This is a genomic window from Streptomyces alboniger, from assembly GCF_008704395.1.
Lineage (GTDB): Bacteria > Actinomycetota > Actinomycetes > Streptomycetales > Streptomycetaceae > Streptomyces > Streptomyces alboniger.
Map to the genome: position 1 here is coordinate 2,481,058 of NZ_CP023695.1, position 24,728 is coordinate 2,505,785.

At 70.7% G+C, this 24,728-nt stretch carries 18 protein-coding genes and 3 tRNA genes; 7 read left to right on the forward strand and 14 right to left on the reverse strand.

Features of this window, described 5'->3' with window-relative positions; all coding sequences use genetic code 11:
* Nucleotides 1–176: 176 nt before the first annotated feature.
* Nucleotides 177–716 (forward strand): sensor histidine kinase, encoded by a 540-nt coding sequence (locus CP975_RS10905; RefSeq protein ID WP_055527585.1) that lies wholly within the window; start codon nt 177–179, stop codon nt 714–716.
* Nucleotides 713–1,381: a response regulator gene (locus tag CP975_RS10910; protein WP_055527590.1), complete on the forward strand. Its 669-nt coding sequence runs from the start codon at nt 713–715 to the stop codon at nt 1,379–1,381. Before CP975_RS10905 ends, CP975_RS10910 begins: the two co-directional genes overlap by 4 nt.
* Before the next feature lie 29 nt (nt 1,382–1,410).
* Here the strand turns inward: CP975_RS10910 and CP975_RS10915 are convergent, their stop codons facing one another.
* From CP975_RS10915 to CP975_RS10955, 9 genes are read right to left on the reverse strand one after another with little or no spacing between them, the layout of a single operon-like run.
* Entirely contained in the window at nt 1,411–2,646 is a 1,236-nt protein-coding gene (locus CP975_RS10915; RefSeq protein ID WP_055527592.1) for an ATP-grasp domain-containing protein, read from the reverse strand.
* Nucleotides 2,647–2,650: 4 nt separating this feature from the next.
* Nucleotides 2,651–3,148 carry a flavin reductase family protein gene (locus CP975_RS10920; RefSeq protein ID WP_055527594.1) on the reverse strand — a complete coding sequence of 166 codons (498 nt, stop codon included), beginning with the start codon at nt 3,146–3,148 and terminating at the stop codon, nt 2,651–2,653.
* Complete coding sequence (locus tag CP975_RS10925) at nt 3,145–4,497, reverse strand: LLM class flavin-dependent oxidoreductase (RefSeq protein WP_055527596.1); 1,353 nt, start codon at nt 4,495–4,497, stop codon at nt 3,145–3,147. The genes CP975_RS10920 and CP975_RS10925 overlap by 4 nt, the downstream gene beginning before the upstream one ends.
* Nucleotides 4,498–4,535: 38 nt before the next feature.
* Nucleotides 4,536–5,495, reverse strand: coding sequence for a D-2-hydroxyacid dehydrogenase family protein (locus CP975_RS10930; protein ID WP_055527598.1), 960 nt, complete (start codon nt 5,493–5,495; stop codon nt 4,536–4,538).
* A gap of 1 nt (nt 5,496) precedes the next feature.
* Entirely contained in the window at nt 5,497–6,504 is a 1,008-nt protein-coding gene (locus tag CP975_RS10935) for a dipeptide epimerase (RefSeq protein WP_055527600.1), read from the reverse strand.
* Nucleotides 6,501–7,883, reverse strand: coding sequence for a DUF6025 family protein (locus CP975_RS10940; RefSeq protein ID WP_055527601.1), 1,383 nt, complete (start codon nt 7,881–7,883; stop codon nt 6,501–6,503). Before CP975_RS10940 ends, CP975_RS10935 begins: the two co-directional genes overlap by 4 nt.
* Entirely contained in the window at nt 7,880–10,432 is a 2,553-nt protein-coding gene (gene acnA, locus CP975_RS10945) for an aconitate hydratase AcnA (RefSeq protein WP_055527602.1), read from the reverse strand. The genes CP975_RS10940 and acnA overlap by 4 nt, the downstream gene beginning before the upstream one ends.
* Nucleotides 10,429–11,826: a citrate/2-methylcitrate synthase gene (locus tag CP975_RS10950; protein ID WP_055527604.1), complete on the reverse strand. Its 1,398-nt coding sequence runs from the start codon at nt 11,824–11,826 to the stop codon at nt 10,429–10,431. The genes acnA and CP975_RS10950 overlap by 4 nt, the downstream gene beginning before the upstream one ends.
* Nucleotides 11,827–11,883: 57 nt before the next feature.
* Nucleotides 11,884–13,458, reverse strand: a complete 1,575-nt coding sequence (locus CP975_RS10955; RefSeq protein WP_055527606.1) for an amino acid adenylation domain-containing protein — start codon at nt 13,456–13,458, stop codon at nt 11,884–11,886.
* Nucleotides 13,459–13,718: 260 nt separating this feature from the next.
* Here CP975_RS10955 and CP975_RS10960 point away from each other — a divergent pair, with 260 nt between their 5' ends.
* Nucleotides 13,719–14,957, forward strand: a complete 1,239-nt coding sequence (locus CP975_RS10960) for an MFS transporter (protein WP_055527608.1) — start codon at nt 13,719–13,721, stop codon at nt 14,955–14,957.
* Nucleotides 14,958–14,990: 33 nt separating this feature from the next.
* Here the strand turns inward: CP975_RS10960 and CP975_RS10965 are convergent.
* The 3 genes from CP975_RS10965 to CP975_RS10975 all read right to left on the reverse strand — a co-directional run bounded on the left by CP975_RS10965 (nt 14,991) and on the right by CP975_RS10975 (nt 15,394).
* Nucleotides 14,991–15,067 (reverse strand) — tRNA-Ile (locus tag CP975_RS10965).
* Between the two features lie 176 nt (nt 15,068–15,243).
* A tRNA-Asn gene (locus CP975_RS10970) sits at nt 15,244–15,316 on the reverse strand.
* 5 nt (nt 15,317–15,321) lie between these two features.
* Nucleotides 15,322–15,394: transfer RNA gene (locus CP975_RS10975), tRNA-Asn, on the reverse strand.
* A 161-nt stretch (nt 15,395–15,555) separates the two neighbouring features.
* Here CP975_RS10975 and CP975_RS10980 point away from each other — a divergent pair.
* The 4 genes from CP975_RS10980 (at nt 15,556) to CP975_RS10995 (ending at nt 21,226) form a co-directional block, all read left to right on the forward strand.
* Nucleotides 15,556–15,858 carry a YtxH domain-containing protein gene (locus CP975_RS10980; protein ID WP_055527610.1) on the forward strand — a complete coding sequence of 101 codons (303 nt, stop codon included), beginning with the start codon at nt 15,556–15,558 and terminating at the stop codon, nt 15,856–15,858.
* A gap of 102 nt (nt 15,859–15,960) precedes the next feature.
* Entirely contained in the window at nt 15,961–17,388 is a 1,428-nt protein-coding gene (locus CP975_RS10985) for an FGGY family carbohydrate kinase (protein ID WP_055527611.1), read from the forward strand.
* 185 nt (nt 17,389–17,573) lie between these two features.
* Nucleotides 17,574–19,307 carry an ABC transporter ATP-binding protein gene (locus tag CP975_RS10990; RefSeq protein WP_055527613.1) on the forward strand — a complete coding sequence of 578 codons (1,734 nt, stop codon included), beginning with the start codon at nt 17,574–17,576 and terminating at the stop codon, nt 19,305–19,307.
* Nucleotides 19,307–21,226, forward strand: coding sequence for an ABC transporter ATP-binding protein (locus CP975_RS10995; RefSeq protein WP_055527614.1), 1,920 nt, complete (start codon nt 19,307–19,309; stop codon nt 21,224–21,226). The genes CP975_RS10990 and CP975_RS10995 overlap by 1 nt, the downstream gene beginning before the upstream one ends.
* 13 nt (nt 21,227–21,239) lie before the next feature.
* Here the strand turns inward: CP975_RS10995 and CP975_RS11000 are convergent, their stop codons facing one another.
* The gene (locus tag CP975_RS11000; RefSeq protein ID WP_055527616.1) at nt 21,240–22,577 is read right to left on the reverse strand and encodes an RNA polymerase sigma factor; all 1,338 of its coding nucleotides are present in this window, start codon (nt 22,575–22,577) and stop codon (nt 21,240–21,242) included.
* A gap of 186 nt (nt 22,578–22,763) precedes the next feature.
* Nucleotides 22,764–24,662 carry a DNA primase gene (dnaG, locus tag CP975_RS11005; protein ID WP_055527618.1) on the reverse strand — a complete coding sequence of 633 codons (1,899 nt, stop codon included), beginning with the start codon at nt 24,660–24,662 and terminating at the stop codon, nt 22,764–22,766.
* Between the last annotated feature and the right edge of the window lie 66 nt (nt 24,663–24,728).

Consider the following 24,728-nt stretch of genomic DNA (forward strand, 5'->3'; position numbering starts at 1 on the left):
CTGAAAGAACCTTGTTGCCCTGCCGACCATCGGGATAAATGATCCTCCGGGAGGCGGGGCGCAGAAGGAATCGGGGGGCGATGACCAATCAAGTACCGATGCTGGCCGATCCGGTACAGCCGACACGGGATGCACAGAGACACCGGCGCCGCAACGCGCTCCACACCCTCTTAGGAATGCTCGAACTCGCCCGACACGACCGTCCGCCCTTCGCCATGGACCCGGTTCACGAACCGTTGGTGCGGGCGCTGCTGGTGGGCAAGACCGTGGCCGCCGCCCGACTCGGCGTCCACCTCTCCCTCAGCACCTCCTCACACCTTCGCGGAGGCATGGAGCACCCGGAGGACCTGGTGACGGTCCTGGGCAACTTGATCGACAACGCCCAGGACGCCGTCCTCGCCCACCGCCCGACGGCGATGCGGGGAAGGCCCCTGATCGAGGTCGATCTCCGTGAGCGAGCCGCCGTCACCGAAGTACGGGTGACGGACAACGGCCCCGGCGTTCCGCCGGCCGCACGCGAGTGGATCTTCACCGAAGGCGCCTCCACCAAACAGCGCGAGGCCGGCCATCGAGGCCTGGGCCTGGCCATGGTCTCCGAGGTGCTGTCCCAGCGAGGCGGCAGCATCTCGGTCGCCGAACGCGCCGGTGGCGGCGCCGAGTTCACGGCGCATCTCCCCCGTGCGTCGGCACGGGCCGACGCGTGGAGCCAGTCATGATCGACACCTTGGTCGTGGACGATGACTTCCATGTAGCGGAGATCAACGCACGGTACGTCTCGCGTATCCCCGGTTTCCGCGTGGTGAGGCAGGTGCACGACGCGGCCTCGGCTCTCGCCGCGGTGCGCGACGGCGGCATCGACCTCGTACTTCTCGACCACTACATGCCGGGTGAGGACGGGCTGGCTCTCACGCGTCGGCTGCGTCTCCAGCGCACCGACGTGGACGTGATCATGGTGACGGCCGATGACCGGCCGGCCACCGTCCAGGAGGCGCTCCGCGCCGGGGTGCTCCAGTACATCCTCAAGCCGTTCACGTTCGCCGGTCTGCGCCGGAAACTGGAGGCGTACGCGCGGCTGCGCACCGCCCTCGACACCACGGATCTGAACCAGGACGACATCGACCGCGTGCTCGGGACGCTGCGCGCCTGTTCGCCCTCCGACGCCATGCCGAAAGGGTTCGCGGAGCAGACCGCCGAGCTCATCCGGCAGGTCGTCGCACGGGCCCCCGCGCCCGTGTCCGCCCAGGAGGTGTCGGAGGCCGCCCGGGTGAGCCGTTCCACGGCCCAGAGGTACCTCAAGTTCCTCCAGGAGCGGGGGCAGTTGCACCTCACGCTCAGGTACGGGGCCGGCGGCCGACCGGAGCACCACTACTCCACCCGGTGAGATGACCGCTGCCGTGCCGCGGCGGGACACTATTCCCACCGCGCGTTCGCGTACCACCACTGCGCCAACTCGTCCTGGTACGCCCGGATCTCCTCCGGGCTGCCCGCCGTGACCAGCGCGTCGGCGGCCGCCTGCGTGAGATGCTCGACACCGCGTCCCACGGCGCCCGGCGGGAACCGTACGGACAGCTCCGCCGCCGGCACCGGGCAGGGCTGCTCCGGTGGCGCGAACGCTCCCCGGCCGGGCGGGAAGAGGATCCAGCTGGACAGCTCCGCCGGGGGCGCCGGTTGCGTGCGCACGGTGAGGGCGCTGCCGCACTGGGCCCTGACCCCCTCCTTGGCCAGATGCACACCGAAGATCCGTTCGTAGGCCTCGGCTACCAGCGCCCCGCCGGACCGGCTGGCGATCTCGCAGAGCACCGGGTCCCCGTCGCTCCCGATCCACGCTTCCAGGTGGAAGGCCAGCGGCAGCCCGGCCGACGGCAGCGCGGCGATCAGGTCGTGGCCGAGTCGTGTGATCGCTCCGAAGCGGGGATCGTCCGCCCCGAGCATGACGCTGCTCATGTGGGAGTGGTCCCGCAGGCGTTGGGCGATGCCTTCGGTGTTGTACACGGACGGCCAGGCGTGGAGGACACGTCCGTCCTGCATCATTCCGTCCAGATGCAGGAAGTCGCCGTGCACGAAGGTCTCCACCATCCACTGCCCCGGCACGAACGGCACGTCGGTGTCGCGCTGCCGGGCGAGGAAGGAGGCGATGTCCTGCGGGGCACGCAAGATGAAGACGCCTTCCGAGCCTGCTCCGAACCGGGGCTTGACCACGGCCGGGAAACCCTCCAGGTCGAGGAAGTCCAGCAGGTCCGCCGGGCTGTCGACCGGTGCGAAGCCGGGGACCCGGATCCCGGCGTCGCGGGCGATGCGCTTCATGACGACCTTGTCCCGGTACGCCGTCGCCGAAGCGACGTCCTGCCCGGGCAGGGCGAGCCTGCCCCGCAGCCGGGCCGCCCGCAGGATGTCGCTCTCGCTCGTGCTGGCGATCAGGTCGACGCCGTACTCACGCGCGGCCGCCTCCGCGACGTGCTCGGTGGCCCACGCGTGGTAGTCGTCCACCAGGCGATGCATCGGGAAGTGCTCGCGGAGGATGTCCTCCGCGCCCTGCACGGCCTTCGGGGTGGTGACGAGGACGACGCCGTCCGCGGTGTCGTCCAGCCACTCGTGCAACGGGCGGCTGGTGAGCGGCTGACGGGAGAAGAGAAGAGCCTTGGGCATCAGTTCAGATCCTTGACGCAGTCGTGTCGGCAACCGGCCGCAGTCCTCCGTGGACGTGGACGAGCCCGGCTCCGGGCTCGCCCTCCCGTACGTGCTCGACGGCGGCCAGCACCAGATGGTGGTCGCCGGCCCGGACGACCTGGCGAGGAGCGCACACCAGCCAGCCCAGACAGCCGTCGAGCAGGGGTACGCCGTGCGGGCCCGTGTGCCACACGGTGGGCGGGGCGAACCGGTCGGCTCCACGGGTCGCGAACCGCTGGGCCAGCTCGGCCTGATGGGCCCCGAGCAACTGCACCCCGAACCAGTCGGCGTTCCGTATCAGCGTCCAGGTGCTGGAGGTCTCGGCCAGCGCGAAGGACACCAGGGCCGGGCGGGCGCTGACCGACGTGAACGAGGTGATGGTCACGCCCGCGGGCCCGGTTTCGCCCACCGCGGTGAGCACGGCCACCCCGGAGGCGTGGGTGCGCAGCACCGAGCGCAGGGCCGGCGGTTCGACGGTCACAGTGCCGCCGTCGTGGTGGTGGTGAACGGCGGGCGGGGCAGGCCGAGGTGGTCGCGGAGCGTGGTGCCCTCGTACTCGGTGCGCGTCAGCCCACGCCGCCGCAGTTCGGGCACCAGGAGGTCGACGATGGCGTCCAGGCCGCCGGGGTGGTAGTCGGGCATGATGTTGAAGCCGTCGGCGGCCTCGTTGACGAACCAGTCCTCCAGCTCGTCCGCGATGGACTCCGGTGTTCCGAGCAGGAAGCGGTGGCCCCGGCCCGCGGCTACGGACAGATACAGCTCGCGGATGGTGAGCCCTTCCCTGCGGGCCTTCTCGTAGAGAAGCTGCTGCTTGCTCGTGGAGCCCTCCGTCGCCGGAAGCTCCGGCAACGGGCCGTCCAACGGGTAGCCGGATATGTCGACCATGCCGAGCTGATACGAGAGCATGCCGAGTCCGACGACCGGGTCGACCAGGTCCTGGAGCGTGGCGTACTTGTCCTCGGCCTCGGCCCGGGTCCTGCCGACGACGACGAACGCGCCGGGCAGGACCTTGACCTGGTCCGGGTCGCGTCCGTGGTCGGCTACCTGCTTCTTCAGTCCCCGGTAGTAGGCCTGGGCGCCTTCGCGTGTCTGCTGCACGGTGAAGACGACCTCGGCCCAGCGAGCGGCGAAGTCCTGTCCGTCGGGGGACGAGCCGGCCTGCACGATCACGGGGTGCCCCTGGGGCGGGCGGGCGACGTTCAGCGGTCCACGCACCTGGAAGTGCTCGCCCTTGTGCCCCAGGACGTGCAGCTTCGCCGGGTCGAAGAAGCGTCCGCCCTCCTTGTCGTACAGAAAGGCATCGTCCTCCCAGCTGTCCCACAGGCCGGTGACGACCTCCATGAACTCGTGCGCCCGGCGGTAGCGAGCGGCGTGGGGCAGCTGGTGGTCGAGGTTGAAGTTGCGGGCCTCCGCGTCCGTGGCCGAGGTGACCACGTTCCACCCGGACCGGCCGGCGCTGAGGTGGTCGAGCGAGGCGAACTGGCGGGCCACGGTGAACGGTTCGTTGTAGCTCGTCGACGCGGTGGCCGTGAGACCGATGTGCGTGGTGTGCACCGCGAGCGCGGACAGCAGGGTCAGCGGTTCGAAGTGCACCATGCGCCCCTGCCTGCTCAGCTCGTCGGCGTCCCGGTACTTGGTGCGTACTCCCGCTCCGTCGGAGAGGAACACCATGTCGAAGCGGCCGCGCTCGGCCGTCCGCACGAGTGAGCGGTAGAAGTCGAAGTCGAGTCCGCCGTCGGGGCGGGCGTCGGGGTGCCGCCAGGCGGCGACATGATGCCCGGGAGCGGGCAGGAAGGCACCCAGTTTCATCATGCGGCGTTGCGAACTCACGTTGTTTCTCCCAGGAAGAGCTGAGATACGGCCTTGGTTCAGTCGAGTCGGCGGACAGGACCGCCCGCCAGGTATGCCTGGATGTCCTCCACCGCCTGGCTGTAGTACGTGGCGTAGTTGCTCTGCGAGACATAGCCGAGGTGCGGGGTGGCGAGCAGGCGGGGCGCCGTACGCAGCGGGTGGTCGGCGGGGAGGGGTTCCACGTCGAAGACATCGACACCGGCGCCCGCGATCCGGCCCTCGTGCAGGGCGGCGAGCAGGGCGTCCTGGTCGACGATCGCCGCACGCGACGTGTTGATCAGGTAGGCGGTGGGCTTGAGGAGCTTCAGCTCGGCGGCCCCGACGAGGCCGCGGGTGCGCTCGCCGAGTGCCAGGTGGATGGAGACGAAGTCGGCCGTGCCGAGCAGTTCCTCCTTGCTCGACGCGAGTTCGACGCCGCACTCGACGGCCCGTTCCTCGGTGAGGTTCTGGCTCCAGGCGCACACCCGCATGCCGAACGCGAGTCCCACCTGGGCGACACGGCTTCCGATCTTCCCGAGGCCGAGCAGGCCGAGGGTGCGTCCGTGCAGATCGGCGCCGACACTGGACTGCCAGGGGCCGCCGTCGCGGAGCGCGACGGACTCCCCGACGACGTTCCGGGCCAGTCCGAGCAGCAGTGCCCAGGTCAGCTCCACCGGCGGCGTGGAGGAGCTGGCGGTGCCGCACACCGTGACACCGGCCCGCCGGGCGGCTTCGAAGTCGATGACGGAGTTGCGCATGCCGGAGGCCACGAGCAGCTTCAGCCGGGGCAGCCGCTCCAGCAGCGTCGCCGGGAAGGGCACCCGCTCGCGCAGCGTCACCACGATGTCGAAGTCGGCTAGCCGCTCGGCCAGCCGGTCGTCGTCGGTGAGGTGGTCGGCGAACGAGACGATCTCCACCCGGTCCTGGACCGGGCCCCAGTCGGCCGCGTCGAGCGCGGCGTTCTGGAAGTCGTCGAGTACGGCACAGCGCAGTCGCATGTCACTCTTCTCCGTCGTTCATCTGGTTCGCGGTGACACCCAGCCCCGGGCCCGGCGGCAGGGTCACCACACCGGCGGTCACGTCCGCGCCGGTGAAGGGATCATCGACCAGACCCACATGGCCGTCCAGGTCGAGATGGTCGGCGAGCCCCGCGAGTTGGGCCATGGCGGTCACCCCGAGCGAGCTCTCCAGCTTGCAGCCGAGCATGACGGCGAGCCCGGCGCGCCGGGCCAGGTCGATGGTCTCCCGGGCCGCGAGCAGGCCGCCGCACTTGACGAGCTTGATGTTGATGCCGGCCACCTGGCCGCGCAGACGCTGTACGTCGTCGGGTCCGTGGCAGTCCTCGTCCGCGTAGACGGGCAGTGGCGCGCGGTCGCTCACGTACCGCAGGGCGTCCACCTCACCCGGTGGCACGGGCTGTTCGAGCATCTCCACGCCGTACCGGCCCAGTTCGTGGGCGACCCGCACCGCCTGCTCGGGTTCCCAGGAACCGTTGCCGTCGACCCTGATCCGACCGTCGTACACCGAGCGCAGTACGCGGACGCGGCTCCCGTCGTCGTCCGGCGTGTACTTCAGTTTCAGCACCGGCCAGTGCGCGAGGGAGCGGCCCGCCGCGGCGAGTTCGCCGTCGGTGCAGGCCCCGATGGAGACGGCCGTCGGCGGGACGGGCAGCCCGGCCAGGCCGAGGAGGTGGTGCAGCGGTTGTCCGCAGGCCTTGCCGAGCAGATCGTGCAGGGCCATGTCGACCGCGGACCGGGCCGCCGGCTCGATGCCCTCCGCCGTCAGCAGCCCCATCACTCGCCGGAGTTCGTACGGCGTCGCGGCGGCCCGGAGCACCTCGGCGCAGGCATCGACGGCGTCCGGGTCGGCGCCGCGCGCGGTGCCGTGGCCCGTCAGTCCTCGCCAGCCCACTTCGACCACGCTCTGCCGCACCTGCGTGGTGACCCCCGCGTTGCTGACGAAGGGCCGTGCCAGGTGCACCGAGACGACGCGGTGGTGGAGCCTCATCCGTAGGCCTCCTCGAAGGCGGCCACGGCGGCGCAGGCCTGACGGAAGGTGATGTCGCGGAACCCGTCCGGTTCCACCGGGACGGCGGGTGAGCGCGGGGTGCCGTCGGCGGGTACTCCGCTGCCGCCGCGGAATCGGCCCCGCAGGTACGGGGAGAGGCGTTCGCCGTGCCGTGCCAGCCAGCCCAGCGTGGCCTCGTAGGCGTCGTCCGGACCCACCGCGCGCAGGCTCGCCAGCAGGCCCTCCATGAGTTCCGTGTCGGCGGGCGAGGTGCTGGGCGGGCACAGCATGAAGGCCTGGGCGGGCAGCAGGACGAACGCCAACGGACGTGCCTCGTCGAAGTGGTGGACCAGGGGCGAGGCGATGGCGCGCAGCGAGCGGACGGTGGAGCGACGGGTCAGGTAGCCACCGCGCCGGGGCGGGCAGCCGGCCATGGCGCGGGCGCCCCAGTGGAGGTGGGTGATGAAAGGACTCTCGGCCGCCTTTCCCGCGCCCTCGGGGTGGTGGGTGTCCAGGAGGCCGAACAGGACATTGGTCAGCGGCAGCGACATCACCGGCAGCACGGGCGGCAGCTCGCCCAGCCGGGCGAAGAACGCGGCCGGTTCGACCAGCGCCCGGACCAGCTCCATCACCGCCTCGGCGAGCGCGCGGGCGGAGGGGAAGCGGTGCCCGTCCAGCACGTACGCCGAACCGTCACGGATGACATCACAGCGGCCGACCGTGCCGTCGGGCCGTGCGGCCTGGCTGATCAGCTCGGACAGCCGGGTGCCCTGCTTGGCCGTGCGGTCCGCCTGTTCGATCAGCAGGGTGAGCATGTCGGTCACCAGCCGGTCGTTCTCGACGAGGACGTCCGCCCATTGCCGGAAGCGGAATTCCGGGATCTGGCGCATGCGCCGCCAGTGCAGGTCGACGAGCGGCACCAGTCCGCCGTCGGCTTCCGCCTGGACCACGGGACAGAACAGCGGGCGGTCGCGGTCCCGGCGGACGAATGCGGTCCCGTCCCAGGTGCGCAGGGTGAGCACGTCGCGTCGGCCGTGCCGGATCAGTGAGCCCGGCTGGTAGGCCTCGTCCCCGCCCTCCGTCTCGGCCTCGGTCCGCGTGAACCCGTAGATCAACGGATAGCCGTACCCGGCGCGACAGATCGCGGTGTTGAAATCCATGGGTCCGGACCGCCCGAGTGCGATGTCCTCCCAGTTGCCGAGGTGGCCGGTGCGGGGCGGCACCAGGTCCGTGTGCCGGTGCAGCAGGTCCACCAGTGTGCCGATCCGCACGTCGTGGGTGCCCGTGTGCACGGGGACGAAGGCTTTGTCACCGGAGGCCAGCGCGTCCGCGTGGGCGGCGTGCGCCAGGCCGAGTTCGTCGAGGACGGGCCGGTTCACGGGGCATCACTCGCGCCCAGCCGCGTCAGCAGATGCGGCAGCATGCCGCCCGCCAGCAGGACGTCCCACTCACCCGCCGAGCGCACGTCGGCTCGTACGGTGAAGGAGCGGCCGTCGGCCACGACCTCGGCACGGCCTGTCTCGCGCACGTGGTCGAGGCCCAGGTCGAACGTCTCGTGTCCGGTCAGGCCGATGTCGCGCCAGCCGCGCCCTTCGGGCAGCAGCAGGGGGAGGATGCCCATCGCGCAGAGATTGGCGCGGTGGATGCGCTCGAAGCTTTCCGCCACCACGGCACGCACGCCCAGCAGCCACGGCCCCTTGGCGGCCCAGTCACGCGACGAACCCATGCCGTAGGAGCGTCCGGCCAGCACGATCAGCGGGGTACCCGCGTCCGTGTAGCGGCGTGCGGCCTCGTACACGGGCAGGCGCACCCCGCTCGGCAGGTGGAGCGTGTCGCCGCCCGAGGGGCCCTCCGCGAGGAGGTGGTTGGTCAGCCGCGGGTTGCTGAAGGTGCCCCGGGCCATCACTTCGTGGTTGCCGCGCCGCGAGCCGTAGGAGTTGAAGGCTCGCACCCCTCTCTCCTTGAGGAAGCGGCCTGCCGGGGAGTCGGCGGAGATGGCGCCCACCGGCGATATGTGGTCGGTGCTGACGTCGTCCCCGAGGGCGAGCAGCGCCCGTGCGCCGGTGAGCGGGCCCCGGAGGGGGCGGGCCGCGTCGGCGTACGTGGGGGGCCGGATGTAGGTGGAGCCCGGATCCCAGGAGAAGGCGTCGGTGTCCGAGGCGGTCACGGCGTCCCAGCCGGGCTGTGGCCCCGGCGCGTCGGTGAAGACGTCGGGCGTGACGAACTCGGCCTCAAGCGCCTGCAGTTCGGCGTCGGTAGGCCACAGGTCGGCCAGGAAGACGGGGCGCAGGTCCGGACCGGTACCCAGCGGCTCGCGCGCCGGGTCGGCGCGGACGTGGCCCATCAGTGCCAGGGCGACGACGAGGGCGGGTGAGGCCAGGTAGCCGGCACGGACCTGAGCGTGCACCCTGGCTTCGAAGTTGCGATTGCCGCTCAGGACGGCCGCAACGGTCAGGCCCGCCCGGTCGACGGCCCGGCCGACTCCCTCGTTGAGCGGTCCGCTGCCGCCGTTGCACGTCATGCAGCCGTATCCGACGAGGTGGAAGCCGAGCTTCTCCAAGTCGGCGAGCAACCCCGCGTCCTTGAGGTACCGGGTCACCGCCCTGGAGCCGGGAGCCAGACTGGTCTTGACGTGCGCGGGTACGGAAAGCCCCAGCTGGACCGCCCGGCGGGCGAGCAGGCCTGCCGCGAGCATCGCCTTCGGGTTGGACGTGCTGGTGCAGGACGTGATGGACGCGATGACGAGGTCGCCGTCGGTGACACCGCTGTCCGAGCGCGGGGTCCCGGGGGACAACGCGGCGAAGGAGGTGGCCAGTTCGGACAGCGAGATGCGCTGGTCGGGGCGGCTGGGGCCGGCGAGGTTCGGCCCGACCCGCGACAGATCGAACTCGATCACGCGGCTGAAGCCGGGCTCTTTGTCCTCCCTCCACAGTCGCTGGTGCCTGTAGTACGCGGCCACGAGCGCCACGTCGGCAGCGTGGCGGCCCGTGCGCAGCAGGTAGTCCAGGGTCTCCTCGTCCACGGGGAAGAACGCGGACATCGCCCCGTACTCGGGGGCCATGTTGGCGATCGTGCACCGGTCGGGCGCCGAGAGCGCACCGGCCGACGGGCCGGTGAATTCGAGCATGAGGCCCCGGACGTTCTCCTGACGCAGTTGTTCGGTGAGCGCGAGAACCACATCCGTGGGTGTGGTGCCGGGGGGCGCGGTGCCGGTGAGCCGGACCCCGACGACGGGCGGGATGCGGAGGGGCTGGGCGAGTCCCAGGATCAGGGACTCCGCCTCCAGGCCGCCGACACCCCAGCCGAGCACGCCGAGCCCGTTGACCATGGTGGTGTGGCTGTCGGTGCCGATCACCGTGTCGGGGAAGAGCAGGTCGCCGGGACCGCGGGCGACGACGGTCGCGAGCTGCTCCAGATTGACCTGGTGGACGATGCCCCGGCCCGGCGGGATGACCCGCAGCCCGTCGAAGGCGCCTTCGGCCCACTTCAGGAACGCGTACCGCTCCCGGTTGCGGTCCAGCTCCAGCGCCTCGTTGCGGACGATCGCGTCGGGCCTGCCCGCGAAGTCGGTCTGGACGGAATGGTCCACGACCACGTCCACGGGCAGCGCCGGGTTGATGCGGCCGGGTACAGCGGCTCGGTCCCGCAGTGCGGCGAGATCGACGAGCAGCGGGATTCCCGTGTAGTCCTGTACGAGGATCCGGGCGGGCTGGAACACCATCTCGACGTCGGGGTCCTCCCCCGCCGCCAGCCGCTTCCCCAGCGTGGCCGCGGTCGCGGGGTCGCCCGAGCGCAGCAGGGACTCCAGCAGGACGCGCCCGCTGTACGGAACGGCTCCCAGGTCGAACCCGCGGTTCGCGGCGAACGCGGGCAGGTCGTACAACTCGACGCGCCGGCCCTCCAGGTGTGTGGTGCTGACGGCCGTCATCGAACCCGCACCTCCGCGGCCGCGGCTCCCGGGTGGGTGAGCCCCGTCGGCCCGACGTAGTCGAGGAGGGGCCGGATGAGCACGTTGTTGGCCTGCTGTTCCAGCGCCTGGGCCACCCAGCCCGCGGTGCGTCCCACGACGAACAGCGGCACGGCCAGGTCGTCGGGCAGTCCGAGGAGGCGGTAGGCGAGGCCGGCGTACAGATCGACGTTGGGGGCGAGGCCGTGCCGGCTGTACGGGCGCATCGCCTCGGCGACGGCGTCAAGGATGGCGAGGCCGTCGCGGTCGTCGCGCTCCTGGCTCAGTTCCACGACGGTGGCGCGCAGATGACGCACGCGAGGGTCCTCGGTGCGGTAGACGCGATGACCGAACCCCATGACCGGTTCTCCCCGGCCGCGCAGGTCGGCCACGTACTGCTCGGCCCGTTCGGGCGACCCCACCTCGTCGATGATCCGGACCACGCGTTCGGCGGCGCCGCCGTGGACCGAGCCGGCGAAGGTGGCGATGGCGGCGGTGAACGCGGCCGTCATCCCTGCCCGGGAACCGGTCGCGACGCGCGCGGCGAACGCCGACGCGTTGGAGCTGTGGTCGGCGTGGACGATGAAACCCTTGTTCATGAAGCGCACGGCCGCCTCGCTCGGCGGTTCGCCGAGCAGTGCGCTCAGGAAGGCGTGCGCGTAGGAGTTCTCCTCGGTGGAGAAGACCGGCTCACGCCCGCTGCGGTAGGCGTGATGGGCGGCGACGAGCATGGGCACCTGGGCGATCAGCGCGATCCCGGTGTCGCGGGCCTGCTCGTACGTCTCGTCGAGGGAGACGGCACGCCTCGGCGCGAACGCGCCGAGGGCTGACACACAGGTGCGCAGGGCCTCCATCGGGTGCGCGTGAGCGAGCGACCTGGAGAGCGCGAGCACCTGGTCCGGTAGGCACCGCGCGGCACGCAGTTCCTTCTCGAAGGCGGCCAGGGCTGACTCATCGGGAAGTTCGCCGTGCACGAGCAGGTGGGCGACCTCTTCGAAGGAGGCGTACTCGGCCAGGTCGTGGATGCTGTAGCCGCGGTACTCCAGAGTGCCCGCCACTCCGTCGATCCGCGTGATGGTGGTCTCGTCGAAGCTGACGCCGTCGAGCCCGCGTCTCACGGTGCGGGGCGGGGCCGCGGCGGGGTGTGCGGCGGGCTGCCGCTGGCCTTCCACGAAGTCACGTATCGCGGCCACGGACCGTAAGGAGAGGGTGAGTTCGTCATCGATCGTCACGCCGTACTCGCTCTCCAGCGCCACCATCAGCGAGACATGACCGAGTGAGTCCCACTCCCTGATCGACTGGTATTCCAGCGTGTCGGTGATCCGGTCTTCGGCCAGGCCCAGGGTATGGGCGATGAGGGCGTCGACACTGCGCATGGGGTTCCCTCCTGCGGTACACGGGTGGGGGCGGGGTTCGTCAAACGGCCGGGGAGGTCAGCGGGAGCCGTCGGCCCGGTCGGCCAGGAACCGGCGCAGGGCGGCGCGGTCCACCTTGCCGTTGGAGTTGACGGGCATCTCCTCGATGACGTGAACGGCCTTCGGGACCATGTAGGCGGGCAGCTCCCGCGCGCAGGCGTCGCTCAGGGCCCGCGGATCGTCGACGCCGACCACCACCGCGGTGATCGTCCCCGCGTCCGGCCACACCAGGGCCACGGCCTCCAGAGCCCCTGCCCTGCGCGCCGCCGCCTCGATCTCGCCCAGTTCGACCCGGTGGCCGCCCACCTTGACCTGCTGGTCGTTGCGGCCGAGGCAGACGTACTGGCCGTCGATGTGCCGCACGAGGTCGCCGGTGCGGTAGTACGACCTGCCGTCCCGCTCGAAGTACCGCTGGGCCGTCAGCTCCGGAGCACGCCAGTAGCCGGGGGTGGTCTGTGGGCCCGCGACGCAGAGTTCGCCCGCCTCGCCGTCCGCGACCTCGTTGTCGTCCTCGTCCACGACGAGGGCGTCGAGCCCGGGGTGGGGCCTCCCGATGGGCACGTTGTCGTGCACGCACTCGGCGGGGCTCGTGGCCGGGTCCCAGCGATAGGCGGTGCAGGCGATGGTCAGTTCCGTCGGCCCGTACAGGTTCTCCACGACGGAATGCGGCGCCGCCGCCTGCCATGCCTCGGCGGTGGCCCTGGGCAGCGACTCGCCGCAGAACAGACTCCAGCGCAGGGTCGGCATCGTCCCCGGCAGCAATGCGCCGCGCTTGCGCAGGACGGCCGCGACCGACGGCACGGAGAACCAGACCGTGATGCCGTTGCGCTCCACGTACTTGGAGGGCGCGAGCAGCTCGATGGGGTCCATGGCACAGACTCGGGCGCCGTGCTCCCACGCCATGAACAGGTCGAAGACCGACAGGTCGAAGGTCTGGTCGAAGGTCTGGGTGAGCCGGTCGTCGGCCGTCAGGCGGTAGCGGTCCTGGTGGGCGTCCAGGAAGGCGCGCACGTTGGCGTGTGTGACGGGCACCCCTTTGGGCACACCCGTACTGCCCGAGGTGAACAGCAGATACGCGGGGTCGTCCGGTGCCGGCTCGGGAAGTTCCGCCAGAGGGGCGAAGGCGGCGAGATCGGCGGCGTCCAGCACCCGGTGTCCGTGCAGTGCGGGAACGTCCGCGCGCGGCGTCTCGGGCAGCACGATGACGGGCCGGGACGCCACGGAGCCGAGGATTTCCGGGAGTTGGGGCGCGGAGGCGGCATCGACGAGGACGGCGTCGACGTCGGCGCGCTCCAGCATGGTGCGGGTCCGGGACAGCGGGAACTTCCGGTTCAACGGCACGAAGGCGGCGCCTGCGAAGAGCGCGGCCGCCACGCCCAGATAGGAGACCTGGCTGCGCGCGGCGAACACCCCGACCCTCCGGGGCCGCCCGCCGGTCGTCTCGACGAGTGCCGCCGCCCAGCGTCGCGCGGTGGCGGTGAACTCCTCGTACGTGTAGGTACGGCGTCCCAGGGTGAGCGCGACATTGCCCGGGCGCGTACTCGCCTGCTCAAGCAGTCCGGCGCCCAGGCGTCGGGTGAGTGCTGTGGTCATGTCCGTCCGAACTCGGTTGGCGGGAGGTCCGGCCGAACATAGCCCGGCTCGCTACCGGACAGCCCCTCGTGGGAGCACTTCCTCCAAAGCGAGCAAATCCCTTTCTGCCAAGGGTTTTCCCCCACCTCAGCCGGGCCCTCCGAGCCCTCGGCCGTGCCGAGCGCCGTGGGTTTTACGGGATCTACTCCCTTCCCCGTCAGAACCACGCGGCGGTGAAGGGGTCATCTAGCCTCTCGTGAGCCACAGCGAGGAGCCCGTGTATGAAGTCCCTCCTGCCTCCACCGGGCCCGACCCGGCTGCTCACCGTCATCACGATGGTGATGTCGCTGGGCCAGGGGCTGTGGATGGCGCTCAGTTCGATCTACGCGGTCACGATGCTGCACCTGACCCCCGGCCAGCTCGGCATCAGTGTGAGCGTCGCCGCGGCGATCGTCCTGCTGTGCAGCATCCCTCTGGGTCACCTCGCCGACCGGGCAGGTCCCCGCACCGTGCAGATGTGGTCCTTCCTGGCCCTGGCCGCCCTGACCGCGGCGCTGCTGCTCGCGACCGACTTCTGGGCCTACCTCGTCATCGTCGCCGCCCAGGGCGTCGCCTACAGATCCGGCCGGAGCGCCCGCAAGGCGATGATCGCCGGACTGGTCCCCGCCGCGGGACGCGTGAAGGTGCTCGCCCAGGTGCGCGCGGCTTCCAACGCGAGCATCTCCGTCGGTGCCTGCCTCGCCGGTCTCGTCCTGGCGGTGGGCTCACGCGGGGCGTACCAGAGCGCGGTCCTCTTCATCACCGTCACCTTCCTGCTCACGGGACTGCTCACCGCGAAGGAACCGCCCGTCCCACCGGTCCCGGCGTCTGCGGGTACCGCGCTCGCCGTACTGCGCGACGTACCGTTCCTGTCGTTCGCCGCGCTGGACGGGCTGCTGACCACCCACACCGTCCTCCTGGACGTCATCCTGCCGTTGTGGGTGCTCCAGCACACGGGCGCGCCGCGCTGGATGAGCGCGGCCATCCTCCTGGTCAACACCATCCTGGTGGTGGCCGTCCAGAGCCGCGCCGCACGGGGCGCCGACTCCCCCGCGGCGGCCGCGCGCGCCAGCTTCCAGGGTGCCGGCTGCGTCGCGGCCGCCTGCCTGCTCTTCGCCCTGAGCGACGGAACCGCGATGGTCGCGACCTGTGTGCTCCTCGTGGTCGGCGCTGTCGCCCACGCCCTCGGCGAGGTACGTCAGGCGGCCGGCAGCTGGGGCATCGCCTTCGACCTCGCCCCGGATCACGCTCAGGGCCAGTACCAAGCCACTCACGCCATGGGCCAGGACGTGGGCAAGCTCGTCGCGCCCGCGGCGTTCACCTGGCTGGTGCTCGAACACGGGGCCCTGGGATGGGTGGTGCTCGCGGCGGTCTTCGCGCTCCTCGGAGCGGCGATCTCTCCGGTGGTCACCCTTGCCGTCCGGGCTCGATCTCGTGGCGTGTCGCTGCAAAGAGAGCGACCGCCGCAGGCGCACAGTTGACGCAGGTGGAATCGTTCCTGCGCCCTGACGCCGTGGTGGGGCGGGTGGGACTCGAACCCACGGCCGACGGATTATGAGTCCGCTGCTCTAACCGGCTGAGCTACCGCCCCTAACGGCGCGTCGCGCACATTTGTGCGCGCCGTCTGCCGCAGCATAGCCGCTCATACGATCTCCTGCTTCGGATGGTCGGCAACGCTCGACGATGAGGACCACAGGGCTGCCCGCGTGGTTCCACCGGGCACGAAAAAGGACCCCGGAGAGATCTCACAGGGGTCCTTCCTCACAGCTCTCCCGACTGGACTCGAACCAGTAACCTGCCGGTTAACAGCCGGCTGCTCTGCCAATTGAGCTACAGGAGACCGAGCTCCCCCGACTGGACTCGAACCAGTAACCTGCCGGTTAACAGCCGGCTGCTCTGCCAATTGAGCTACAGGGGATCGTCTCGTTTGCATCGAACGCACCTAGCTGGGAACTCTCCGGGCGGCGGGCGCTCGCTGCGACACATACATTAGCGCAAGCAGGGGGGTGCTCCGCCAATCGGTATCCCTCAGCCGATCAGTAGGCGAGTGGCAGACGAGGCAAGGGAAGGGTGGCAGCCATGCGGTACCGGCTCACATTCGTGGCGGGACTGGCCCTCGGGTACGTACTCGGGACCCGGGCCGGACGCGAGCGCTACGAGAAGCTGAAGAAGTCCGCCCGTGAGATCGCGCAGAACCCGGCCGTGCGCAACACCGTCGAGTCGGCGGGCCAGCAGGGACGCGAGGTGGCGGGCAAGGCCTTCCACACGGTGTCCGAGAAGGTCGGGGACAAGATGCCCGACTCGGTGGCCGACCGGGTGCGGTCGCTGCGCGAGCGGGGGCAGGGGCCCGGCGAGGACGACTGGGGCACGACCAACACATAGCCGTCGGCTCGTAGCGGTCACGGGTCACGGGTCACGGGTCACGAGTCACGAGTAGCGAACACAGGTACGGGACACGTCCCGCGGTGCGGCAGAATTCCTTGCATGGGGATAGTCGCAGGGTTGGACAGTTCGCCCGATTTCACGCGCATTGTGGTCTGTGACACGGACACGGGCGCCGTACTCAAGCAGGGTTATGCCCCGCATCCGCTGGAGAGCGCCGAGGGCGGCGGACGGCCGGCCGACGTCGATCCACAGGCCTGGCTGCTCTCCCTCGGCGAGGCGGCGGGGGGCGGACTGCTCGAAGGCGTGCAGGCCATCGGCGTCTCCGCCCAGCAGAACGCCCTCGTGCCGCTCGACAGCCACGGCAACACCGTGCGGCCCGCGCTCGTCGGCAACGACCGGCGGGCGCAGGTGGCCGCGGTCGACCTGATCGACGCCCTCGGCGGCCGCGAGGCCTGGGCGCAGGCCGTGGGGTGCGTGCCGCAGTCCGCGCAGCCGGTGACGAAGCTCCGCTGGCTGGCGAGGACCGAACCGGAGGCCGCCCGGCACGTGGCCGCCCTGATGCAGGCCCCCGACTGGCTCGTGTGGCAGCTCCTCGGCCGTCCCGCGCGGCGTACGACCGACCGCGGCGGGGCCTCCGGCACCGGCTACTGGTCGGCGGCGACCGGCTCGTACCGCCCCGACCTGGTCGAGATGGCCCTCGGGCACCAGGCGATGCTGCCCGAGGTGATCGGGCCCGCCGAGCCCGCGGGGACGACGCCCGAGGGGCTGCTCATATCCGCGGGGACCGGCGAGACGATGGCCGCCGCCTTCGGGCTCGGGGTGCGGCAGGGCGACGCCGTGGTCTCGCTCGGGGCCTCCGGGTCGGTGATGGCGGTGCACCACGAGGCGCTGGCCGACCCCTACGGGATGATCACCTCGCTCGCGGACGCCACGGGCCTGCACCTGCCGGTGGTGCACACGATGAACGCCGTGCGGGTGCTGCGCGGCACCGCCGAGATGCTGGGCGTCGCGGATCTGGAGGAGCTGTCCGCGCTCGCGATGAAGTCGACGCCGGGGGCGCACGGCCTCGTACTCCTGCCCTATCTGGAGGGCGAGAAGACGCCCAGCCTGCCGCACGCCGCGGGGACGCTGACCGGGCTGCGGCGCGAGTCGATGAAGCCCGAGCATCTGGCGCGGGCCGCGTTCGAGGGCATGCTCTGCGGGCTCGGGGACGCGCTGGACGTGCTGCGCGGGCGGGGTGTCGAGGTGCGGCGGGTGTTCCTGCTGGGCGCCGCCGCCGAGCTGCCCGCCGTGCAGGCGGCGGCCCCGATGCTCTTCGGTACGCAGGTCGTGGTGCCGCAGCCCGCGGACTACGCGGCGATCGGTGCCGCGCGCCAGGCCGCGTGGGCGCTGACCGGTCAACTGCCGCTCTGGCAGGGGGCCGCGGCGCAGGTCTTCGAGGCGGGCGAGGAGCTGGCGGTGGGTCAGGCGGTGCGGCAGCAGTACGCGACGGTGCGGGAGCAGTCGCACCCCGGGGCGTTCTCCTGAGCCTCTCCGGCTCCTGAGCCCCGCCGGAGCAGGGCTCCGCAATTCTTGAGTGAGCCCACTTCTTTACCCGGGCTTATTTTTGACTCAGTCATGGGTTAATCGCTTGCACCCCGAGGGGGCGGGTGTCGCAGGATAGGTGGCGTCCTCGCCAACTTGCCGACACCCGACTCCTCGAGAGACCGAGCGTGCTCATACGACTCCTGCGGACGCACCTGCGCCCGTACAAGAAACCGATCGCCCTGCTGGTACTCCTACAGTTCCTCCAGACCTGCGCCTCGCTCTATCTGCCCACCCTGAACGCCGACATCATCGACAACGGTGTCGTGGACGGGGACACGGGCTACATCCTGACCTTCGGCGGCATCATGATCGCCGTCACCGTCGTGCAGATGGCCTGCAACATCGGCGCCGTCTTCTACGGGGCGCGGACCGCCGCCGCGCTCGGACGGGACGTGCGGGCAGCCGTCTTCGACCGTGTGCAGTCCTTCTCGGCACGCGAGGTGGGCCAGTTCGGCGCCTCCTCGCTGATCACGCGGACCACCAATGACGTCCAGCAGGTGCAGATGCTGGTCCTCATGTCGTTCACGCTGATGGTGACCGCGCCCATCATGTGCGTGGGCGGCATCGTGATGGCGCTCGGCCTGGACGTGCCGCTCTCCGGTGTCCTGGTCGCCGTCGTGCCCGTGCTCGGCGTCAGTGTGAGCGTGATCGTGCGGCGGCTGCGGCCGCTGTTCCGCACCATGCAGGTGCGGCTCGACACCGTGAACCGGGTACTGCGCGAGCAGATCACCGGCAACCGCGTCATCCGCGCCTTCGTCCGTGACGCGTACGAGAAGGAGCGGTTCCGCGAGGCGAACGCCGATCTGACCGACGTATCGCTCGGGACCGGCAAGCTGCTCGCGCTGATGTTCCCGATCGTGATGACCGTCGTGAACATCTCCTCGGTCGCGGTGGTGTGGTTCGGCGCGCACCGCATCGACGACGGCGGCATGGAGATCGGCGCGCTCACCGCGTTCCTCGCCTATCTGATGCAGATCGTGATGTCCGTGATGATGGCCACCTTCATGTTCATGATGGTGCCGCGCGCGGAGGTCTGCGCCGAGCGCATCGAGGAGGTCCTGGACACCGAGAGCAGTGTGGTGCCCCCGACCGCCCCGGTCCGCGAGCTGCGCAGCCACGGGCACCTGGAGGTCCGGGGCGCGGGTTTCCGCTACCCCGGCGCCGAGGAGCCCGTCCTGAAGGGCGTCGACCTGCTCGCCAGGCCCGGTGAGACGACCGCCGTGATCGGGTCCACCGGCAGCGGCAAGTCGACGCTGCTCAGCCTCGTACCGCGACTGATCGACGCGACGGAGGGCCAGGTCCTGGTCGGCGGCGTGGACGTGGGCACGATCGACCCCGCGCTGCTCGCCAGGACGGTGAGCCTCGTCCCGCAGAAGCCGTACCTCTTCGCCGGCACCGTCGCGAGCAACCTTCGCTACGGCAACCCGGACGCGACGGACGAGGAGCTGTGGCACGCCCTTGAGGTCGCCCAGGCCAAGGAGTTCGTCGAGGGTCTCGACGAGGGGCTCGGCGCGCCCATCTCGCAGGGCGGCACGAACGTATCCGGTGGTCAGCGCCAGCGCCTGGCCATCGCACGCACGCTGGTGCAGCGCCCGGAGATCTACCTCTTCGACGACTCGTTCTCCGCGCTCGACTACGCCACGGACGCGGCGCTGCGCGGCGCCCTGTCCCGTGAGACCGCCGAGGCGACCGTGGTCATCGTCGCCCAGCGCGTGTCCACCATCCGCGACGCCGACCGCATCCTCGTGCTCGACGAGGGCCGGGTGGTGGGCGCCGGACGGCACCACGAGCTGATGGAGAGCAATGAGACCTACCGGGAGATCGTCCTCTCCCAGCTGACGGAAGCGGAGGCCGCGTAATGGCTGGTCCTGGCGGACCGATGATGGGCCCCGACTCCCGGTCGATGGACTTCAAGGGCTCCGGCAAGCGGCTGCTCGCGCAGTTCAGGCCGGAACGGATCACGATGTACGGGATGCTCGCGGCCGGGATCCTGAGCGTCGCGCTCTCCGTCCTCGGCCCGAAGATCCTCGGTAAGGCGACCGACCTGCTCTTCGCGGGCATCGTCGGCCGTGACATGCCGGACGGCCTGACGAAGGAACAGGTCATCGAGGGGATGCGCGACAGGGGCGACGGCAGCAAGGCCGACATGCTCACCGGCGTCGACTTCACGCCCGGCGAGGGCATCGACTTCGGGGCGATGGGCGAGGTCCTGCTGCTCGCGCTCGGCACGTTCCTGGCGGCGGGCCTGCTGATGGCGGTCGCCACCCGGCTGTCCAACCGCGCCATCAACAACACCGTCTTCCGGATGCGCGGCGACGTCCAGGAGAAGCTGTCTCGCCTTCCGCTGTCGTACTTCGACAAGCGGCAGCGCGGCGAGGTGCTGAGCCGGGCCACGAACGACATCGACAACATCAACCAGACGTTGCAGCAGACGATGGGCCAGCTCATCAACTCGCTGCTGACGATCATCGGCGTCCTGGTGATGATGTTCTGGGTGTCGCCGCTGCTCGCGCTGGTGGCGCTGATCACCGTGCCGCTGTCGTTCCTCGTGGCGACGAAGGTCGGCAAGCGGTCGCAGCCCCAGTTCGTGCAGCAGTGGAAGTCCACCGGCAAGCTGAACGCGCACATCGAGGAGATGTACACCGGTCACGCGCTCGTGAAGGTGTTCGGCCGGCAGGAGGAGTCGGCGAAGGCGTTCGCCGAGCAGAACGAGCAGCTGTACGAGGCCGGGTTCAAGGCGCAGTTCAACAGCGGTGTCATGCAGCCGCTGATGTTCTTCATGTCCAACCTCAACTACGTGCTCGTGGCCGTCGTCGGTGGTCTGCGGGTCGCGTCCGGGGCGCTGTCCATCGGTGATGTGCAGGCCTTCATCCAGTACTCGCGGCAGTTCTCGATGCCGCTCACGCAGGTCGCCTCGATGGCGAACCTCGTACAGTCGGGCGTCGCCTCGGCCGAGCGGATCTTCGAGATCCTCGACGCGGAGGAGCAGGAGGCCGACCCGGTCCCCGGCGAGCGGCCGGCGAAGCTGACCGGGCGGGTCGAGATGGAGCACGTGTCCTTCCGCTACACCGAGGACAAGCCGCTCATCGAGGACCTGTCCCTGGTCGTGGACCCGGGCCACACGGTCGCCATCGTGGGGCCGACCGGTGCGGGCAAGACGACGCTGGTGAACCTCCTGATGCGGTTCTACGAGGTGACGGGCGGGCGCATCACCCTGGACGGGGTCGACATCGCCAGGATGTCGCGGGACGAGCTGCGGACCGGCGTCGGCATGGTCCTCCAGGACACCTGGCTGTTCGGCGGCACCATCGCGGAGAACATCGCGTACGGCGCCGCGAAGGACGTCACGCGCGAGGAGGTCGAGGAGGCGGCGCGGGCCGCGCACGTGGACCGCTTCGTGCGGACGCTGCCCGACGGGTACGACACTGTGATCGACGACGACGGCACCGGCGTGAGCGCGGGCGAGAAGCAGCTCATCACCATCGCGCGGGCGTTCCTGTCGGATCCGGTGATCCTGGTGCTCGACGAGGCGACCAGTTCGGTCGACACGCGCACGGAGGTGCTCATCCAGAAGGCGATGGCCCGCCTCGCTCACGGGCGCACGTCGTTCGTCATCGCGCACCGGCTGTCCACGATCCGGGACGCGGACACCATTCTGGTGATGGAGAACGGTGCGATCGTCGAGCAGGGTACGCATGACGCCTTGCTGGCGGCCGGTGGGGCGTATGCGCGGTTGTACGCCGCTCAGTTCGCGGAGGCGGTGGCGGAGGTCGACTGAGCGCCGCCGGGGCTCAGTCCAGGTAGCCCCTCAGCTGGTCCGCGAACGCGTGGTCGCGGAGTTTGTTGAGGGTCTTGGACTCGATCTGGCGGATGCGTTCGCGGGTGACGCCGAAGATGCGCCCTATCTCCTCCAGGGTGCGGGGGCGGCCGTCCGCCAGGCCGTAGCGCAGCTGTACGACCTTGCGTTCGCGTTCGCCGAGTGTGGACAGGACGGCCTCCAGGTGCTCGCGGAGCAGCAGGAACGCGGCCGACTCCACGGGTGAGGCCGCGTCGCCGTCCTCGATGAGGTCGCCGAGCGCGACATCGTCCTCCTCGCCGACCGGGGCGTGCAGCGAGACCGGTTCCTGCGCCAGGCGCAGCACTTCGCTGACGCGCTCGGGGGCGAGGTCCAGCTGGGCGGCGACTTCCTCGGGCGTGGGTTCGTATCCGCGCTCCTGGAGCATGCGGCGCTGGACGCGGACGACGCGGTTGATCAGCTCCACGACGTGCACGGGTACGCGGATCGTGCGGGCCTGGTCCGCGAGGGCGCGGGACATGGCCTGGCGGATCCACCAGGTCGCGTACGTCGAGAACTTGTAGCCCCGGGCGTAGTCGAACTTCTCGACCGCCCTGATCAGGCCGAGGTTCCCCTCCTGGACGAGGTCGAGCATGGTGAGCCCGCGGCCCACATAGCGCTTGGCCACGGAGACGACCAGCCGGAGGTTGGCCTCGATGAGGCGGCGCTTGGCCATCCGGCCCATGACGACCAGCTTGTCGAGGTCCAGGGCGAGTTGGGAGTCCAGGTCGGGGGTGTTGCCCAGCTTCTCCTCGGCGAAGAGGCCCGCCTCCACGCCGCGGGCCAGCTCCACCTCCTCCGCCGCGGTCAGCAGGGGGATCCGCCCGATCTCGCGCAGGTACTGGCGGAACAGATCGGAGGACGGGCCGCCGGTGTCGGCGCGGCTCCGGGGGGCCGGGAGGTCGAGGGTCTCCGGTTCGAGGGCTTCCGGTTCGGGGGCCTCGGAGGGGCCGGGCTCCTCGGCGAGGCCGGGTTCCTCGGCGAGGGCGGGCTCCTCGGCGAGGGCGGGCTCCTCGGCTTCGATGGTCTCCGGGTGCCGGGAGGCGCGGCTCTGCGGGGGGACCGCCTCCAGGACGTCCGTTTCCGCTTCCGCTTCGGGGCGCGCGCCGGTGTCGGTCTGGGTGAGGGTCTGGGTCTGCACGGGGGCGACCTCCAGGGTGATCGCTGCTGAGGCGTGCGGCAACGGGAGAGAGACGACGGCCTCGCCGCTGTCCGTCCCGGACACGATGGGTGGAACGTCGGGGGTGTCGGGCCCGCTGTCTGCGGGCCGGCCGCGCTCCGAGGACTCAGGCACCGGAACCCAGTGTGGGGTACGACACACGGCCGCCACGAGGGGCGTGCGATGACTTTTTGCGTCCGTTCCGTGACCGCGTGGTTACCCGACGGGTAACCCTTGGCCTCAGGGCCACACCTCCGGGCGCGTAGGCCCCACGCCTGGAAAGCGCGTAGGCCCTGTGCCTGGAGCACGTCGGCCCTATGCCTAGAGCGCGTCGGCTCCGCGGTCGCGCAGCGCCTGGCCGTACTGCTGGAGGACCCACAACTCGTTCTGCACCGCGGTCAGTTGCTGAGGGTCACCGCCCGCGCCCAGCCGGGCGAGGCTGCCCTGGACGTCACGGATGCGGCGGTCGACGGCGCGCAGCCGGACCTGGACGAGCTGCACGCCCGCGTACACCTCGTCGACGGTCTTGCGCAGGATCGCCTCGACGGCCAGCTCGGTGACCATGCGGCGCACCGTGTCGTCGGGGGCCGCGTCGAGCACGCGCGCGAGGTAGGCCTGCGGCTCGGCGATGCCCGCCTCGGCGCCGCCCGCCTCCTCCACGCAGCGGCGCACGGCGGCGTAGGGCGGGGCGGTGAACTCGTCCACTCCGTACGCGTCGAAGGCCGGGGAGACCAACTCCGGGCGCTGCAAGGCCAGTTTGAGCAGCTCGCGCTCGGTGCGGTGGGCGGGGCTGCGCAGCATGAGCGCGGGGCCGCTGGGCGGCGGCGGGCCTTGCGCGTACGTCTGCTGGGGCCTGCCCTGCGGCTGCGCGGGGCCCCTGCCGCCGCGGTCGCGGGCCCAACGGGCCAGCTGCGCCACGCGCTTGACCACGAACTGGGTGTCGAGGATGCCGAGCATGCCCGCGAGCTGGACGGCCACCTCGTGCTGCGCGCCGCTGTTCTTGATGCGGGCCACGACGGGCGCCGCCTCGTCCAGGGCGGCGGCGCGCCCTGCGGGGGTCTCCAGGTCGTACCGCGAGACGATCTGGCGCAGCGCGAACTCGAAGAGCGGTGTGCGGGGCTGGACCAGGTCGGCGACCGCCTCGTCGCCCTTGGCCAGGCGCAGCTCGCAGGGGTCCATGCCCTCGGGGGCGATGGCGATGTACGTCTCGGCGGCGAATTTCTGGTCGTCCTCGAAGGCGCGCAGGGCGGCCTTCTGGCCCGCCGCGTCACCGTCGAAGGTGAAGATCACCCGCGCCGAGCCGTTGTCCATCAGGAGGCGGCGCAGGATCTTGATGTGGTCGCCGCCGAAGGCCGTGCCGCAGGTCGCGATGGCGGTGGTGACGCCGGCGAGGTGGCAGGCCATGACGTCGGTGTAGCCCTCGACGACGACCGCGCGGGAGGTCTTGGCGATCTCCTTCTTGGCCAGATCGACGCCGTACAGCACCTGGCCCTTCTTGTAGATCGGGGTCTCGGGGGTGTTCAGGTACTTCGGGCCGTTGTCGTCGTCGCGCAGCTTGCGGGCGCCGAAGCCTACGACCTCGCCGCCGATGTCGCGGATCGGCCACATCAGGCGGCCGCGGAAGCGGTCGATGGGCCCGCGGCGGCCCTCCTGGGAGAGGCCGGAGAGGGTCAGCTCCTTGTCGGTGAAACCCTTGCCTCGCAGATAGCGGGTGAGGTGGTCCCAGCCCGCGGGGCTGTAGCCCACGCCGAAGTGCGCGGCGGCGGCCTGGTCGAAGCCGCGCTCGGCGAGGAACTTGCGGCCGATCTCGGCCTCGGGGCTCTCCAGCTGGTCCACGTAGAACTGGGCGGCGGCCTGGTGGGCCTCGACCAGGCGGATGCGCTCGCCGCGCTGGTGGCTGGGGTTGTACCCGCCCTCTTCGTACCGAAGGGTGATGCCGGCCTTGGCGGCGAGGCGCTCGACCGTCTCCGAGAAGGTGAGGTGGTCGATCTTCATCACGAAGGCGATCGTGTCGCCGCCTTCCTGGCAGCCGAAGCAGTGGAAGAGACCCTTGCTCGGGCTGACCTGGAAGGACGGGGACTTCTCGTCGTGGAAGGGGCACAGGCCCTTGAGGTTTCCACCCCCGGCGCTGCGCAGCTGGAGGTAGTCGGAGACCACGGCGTCGATCGGGACCGCGTCCCGAACCGCCTTCACGTCCTCGTCATTGATCCTGCCTGCCACGTACGAATACTACGGCTCGCCTGTGACACTCCCGCCCGGACCACCGCCCGGACCACTGGCCGGGCT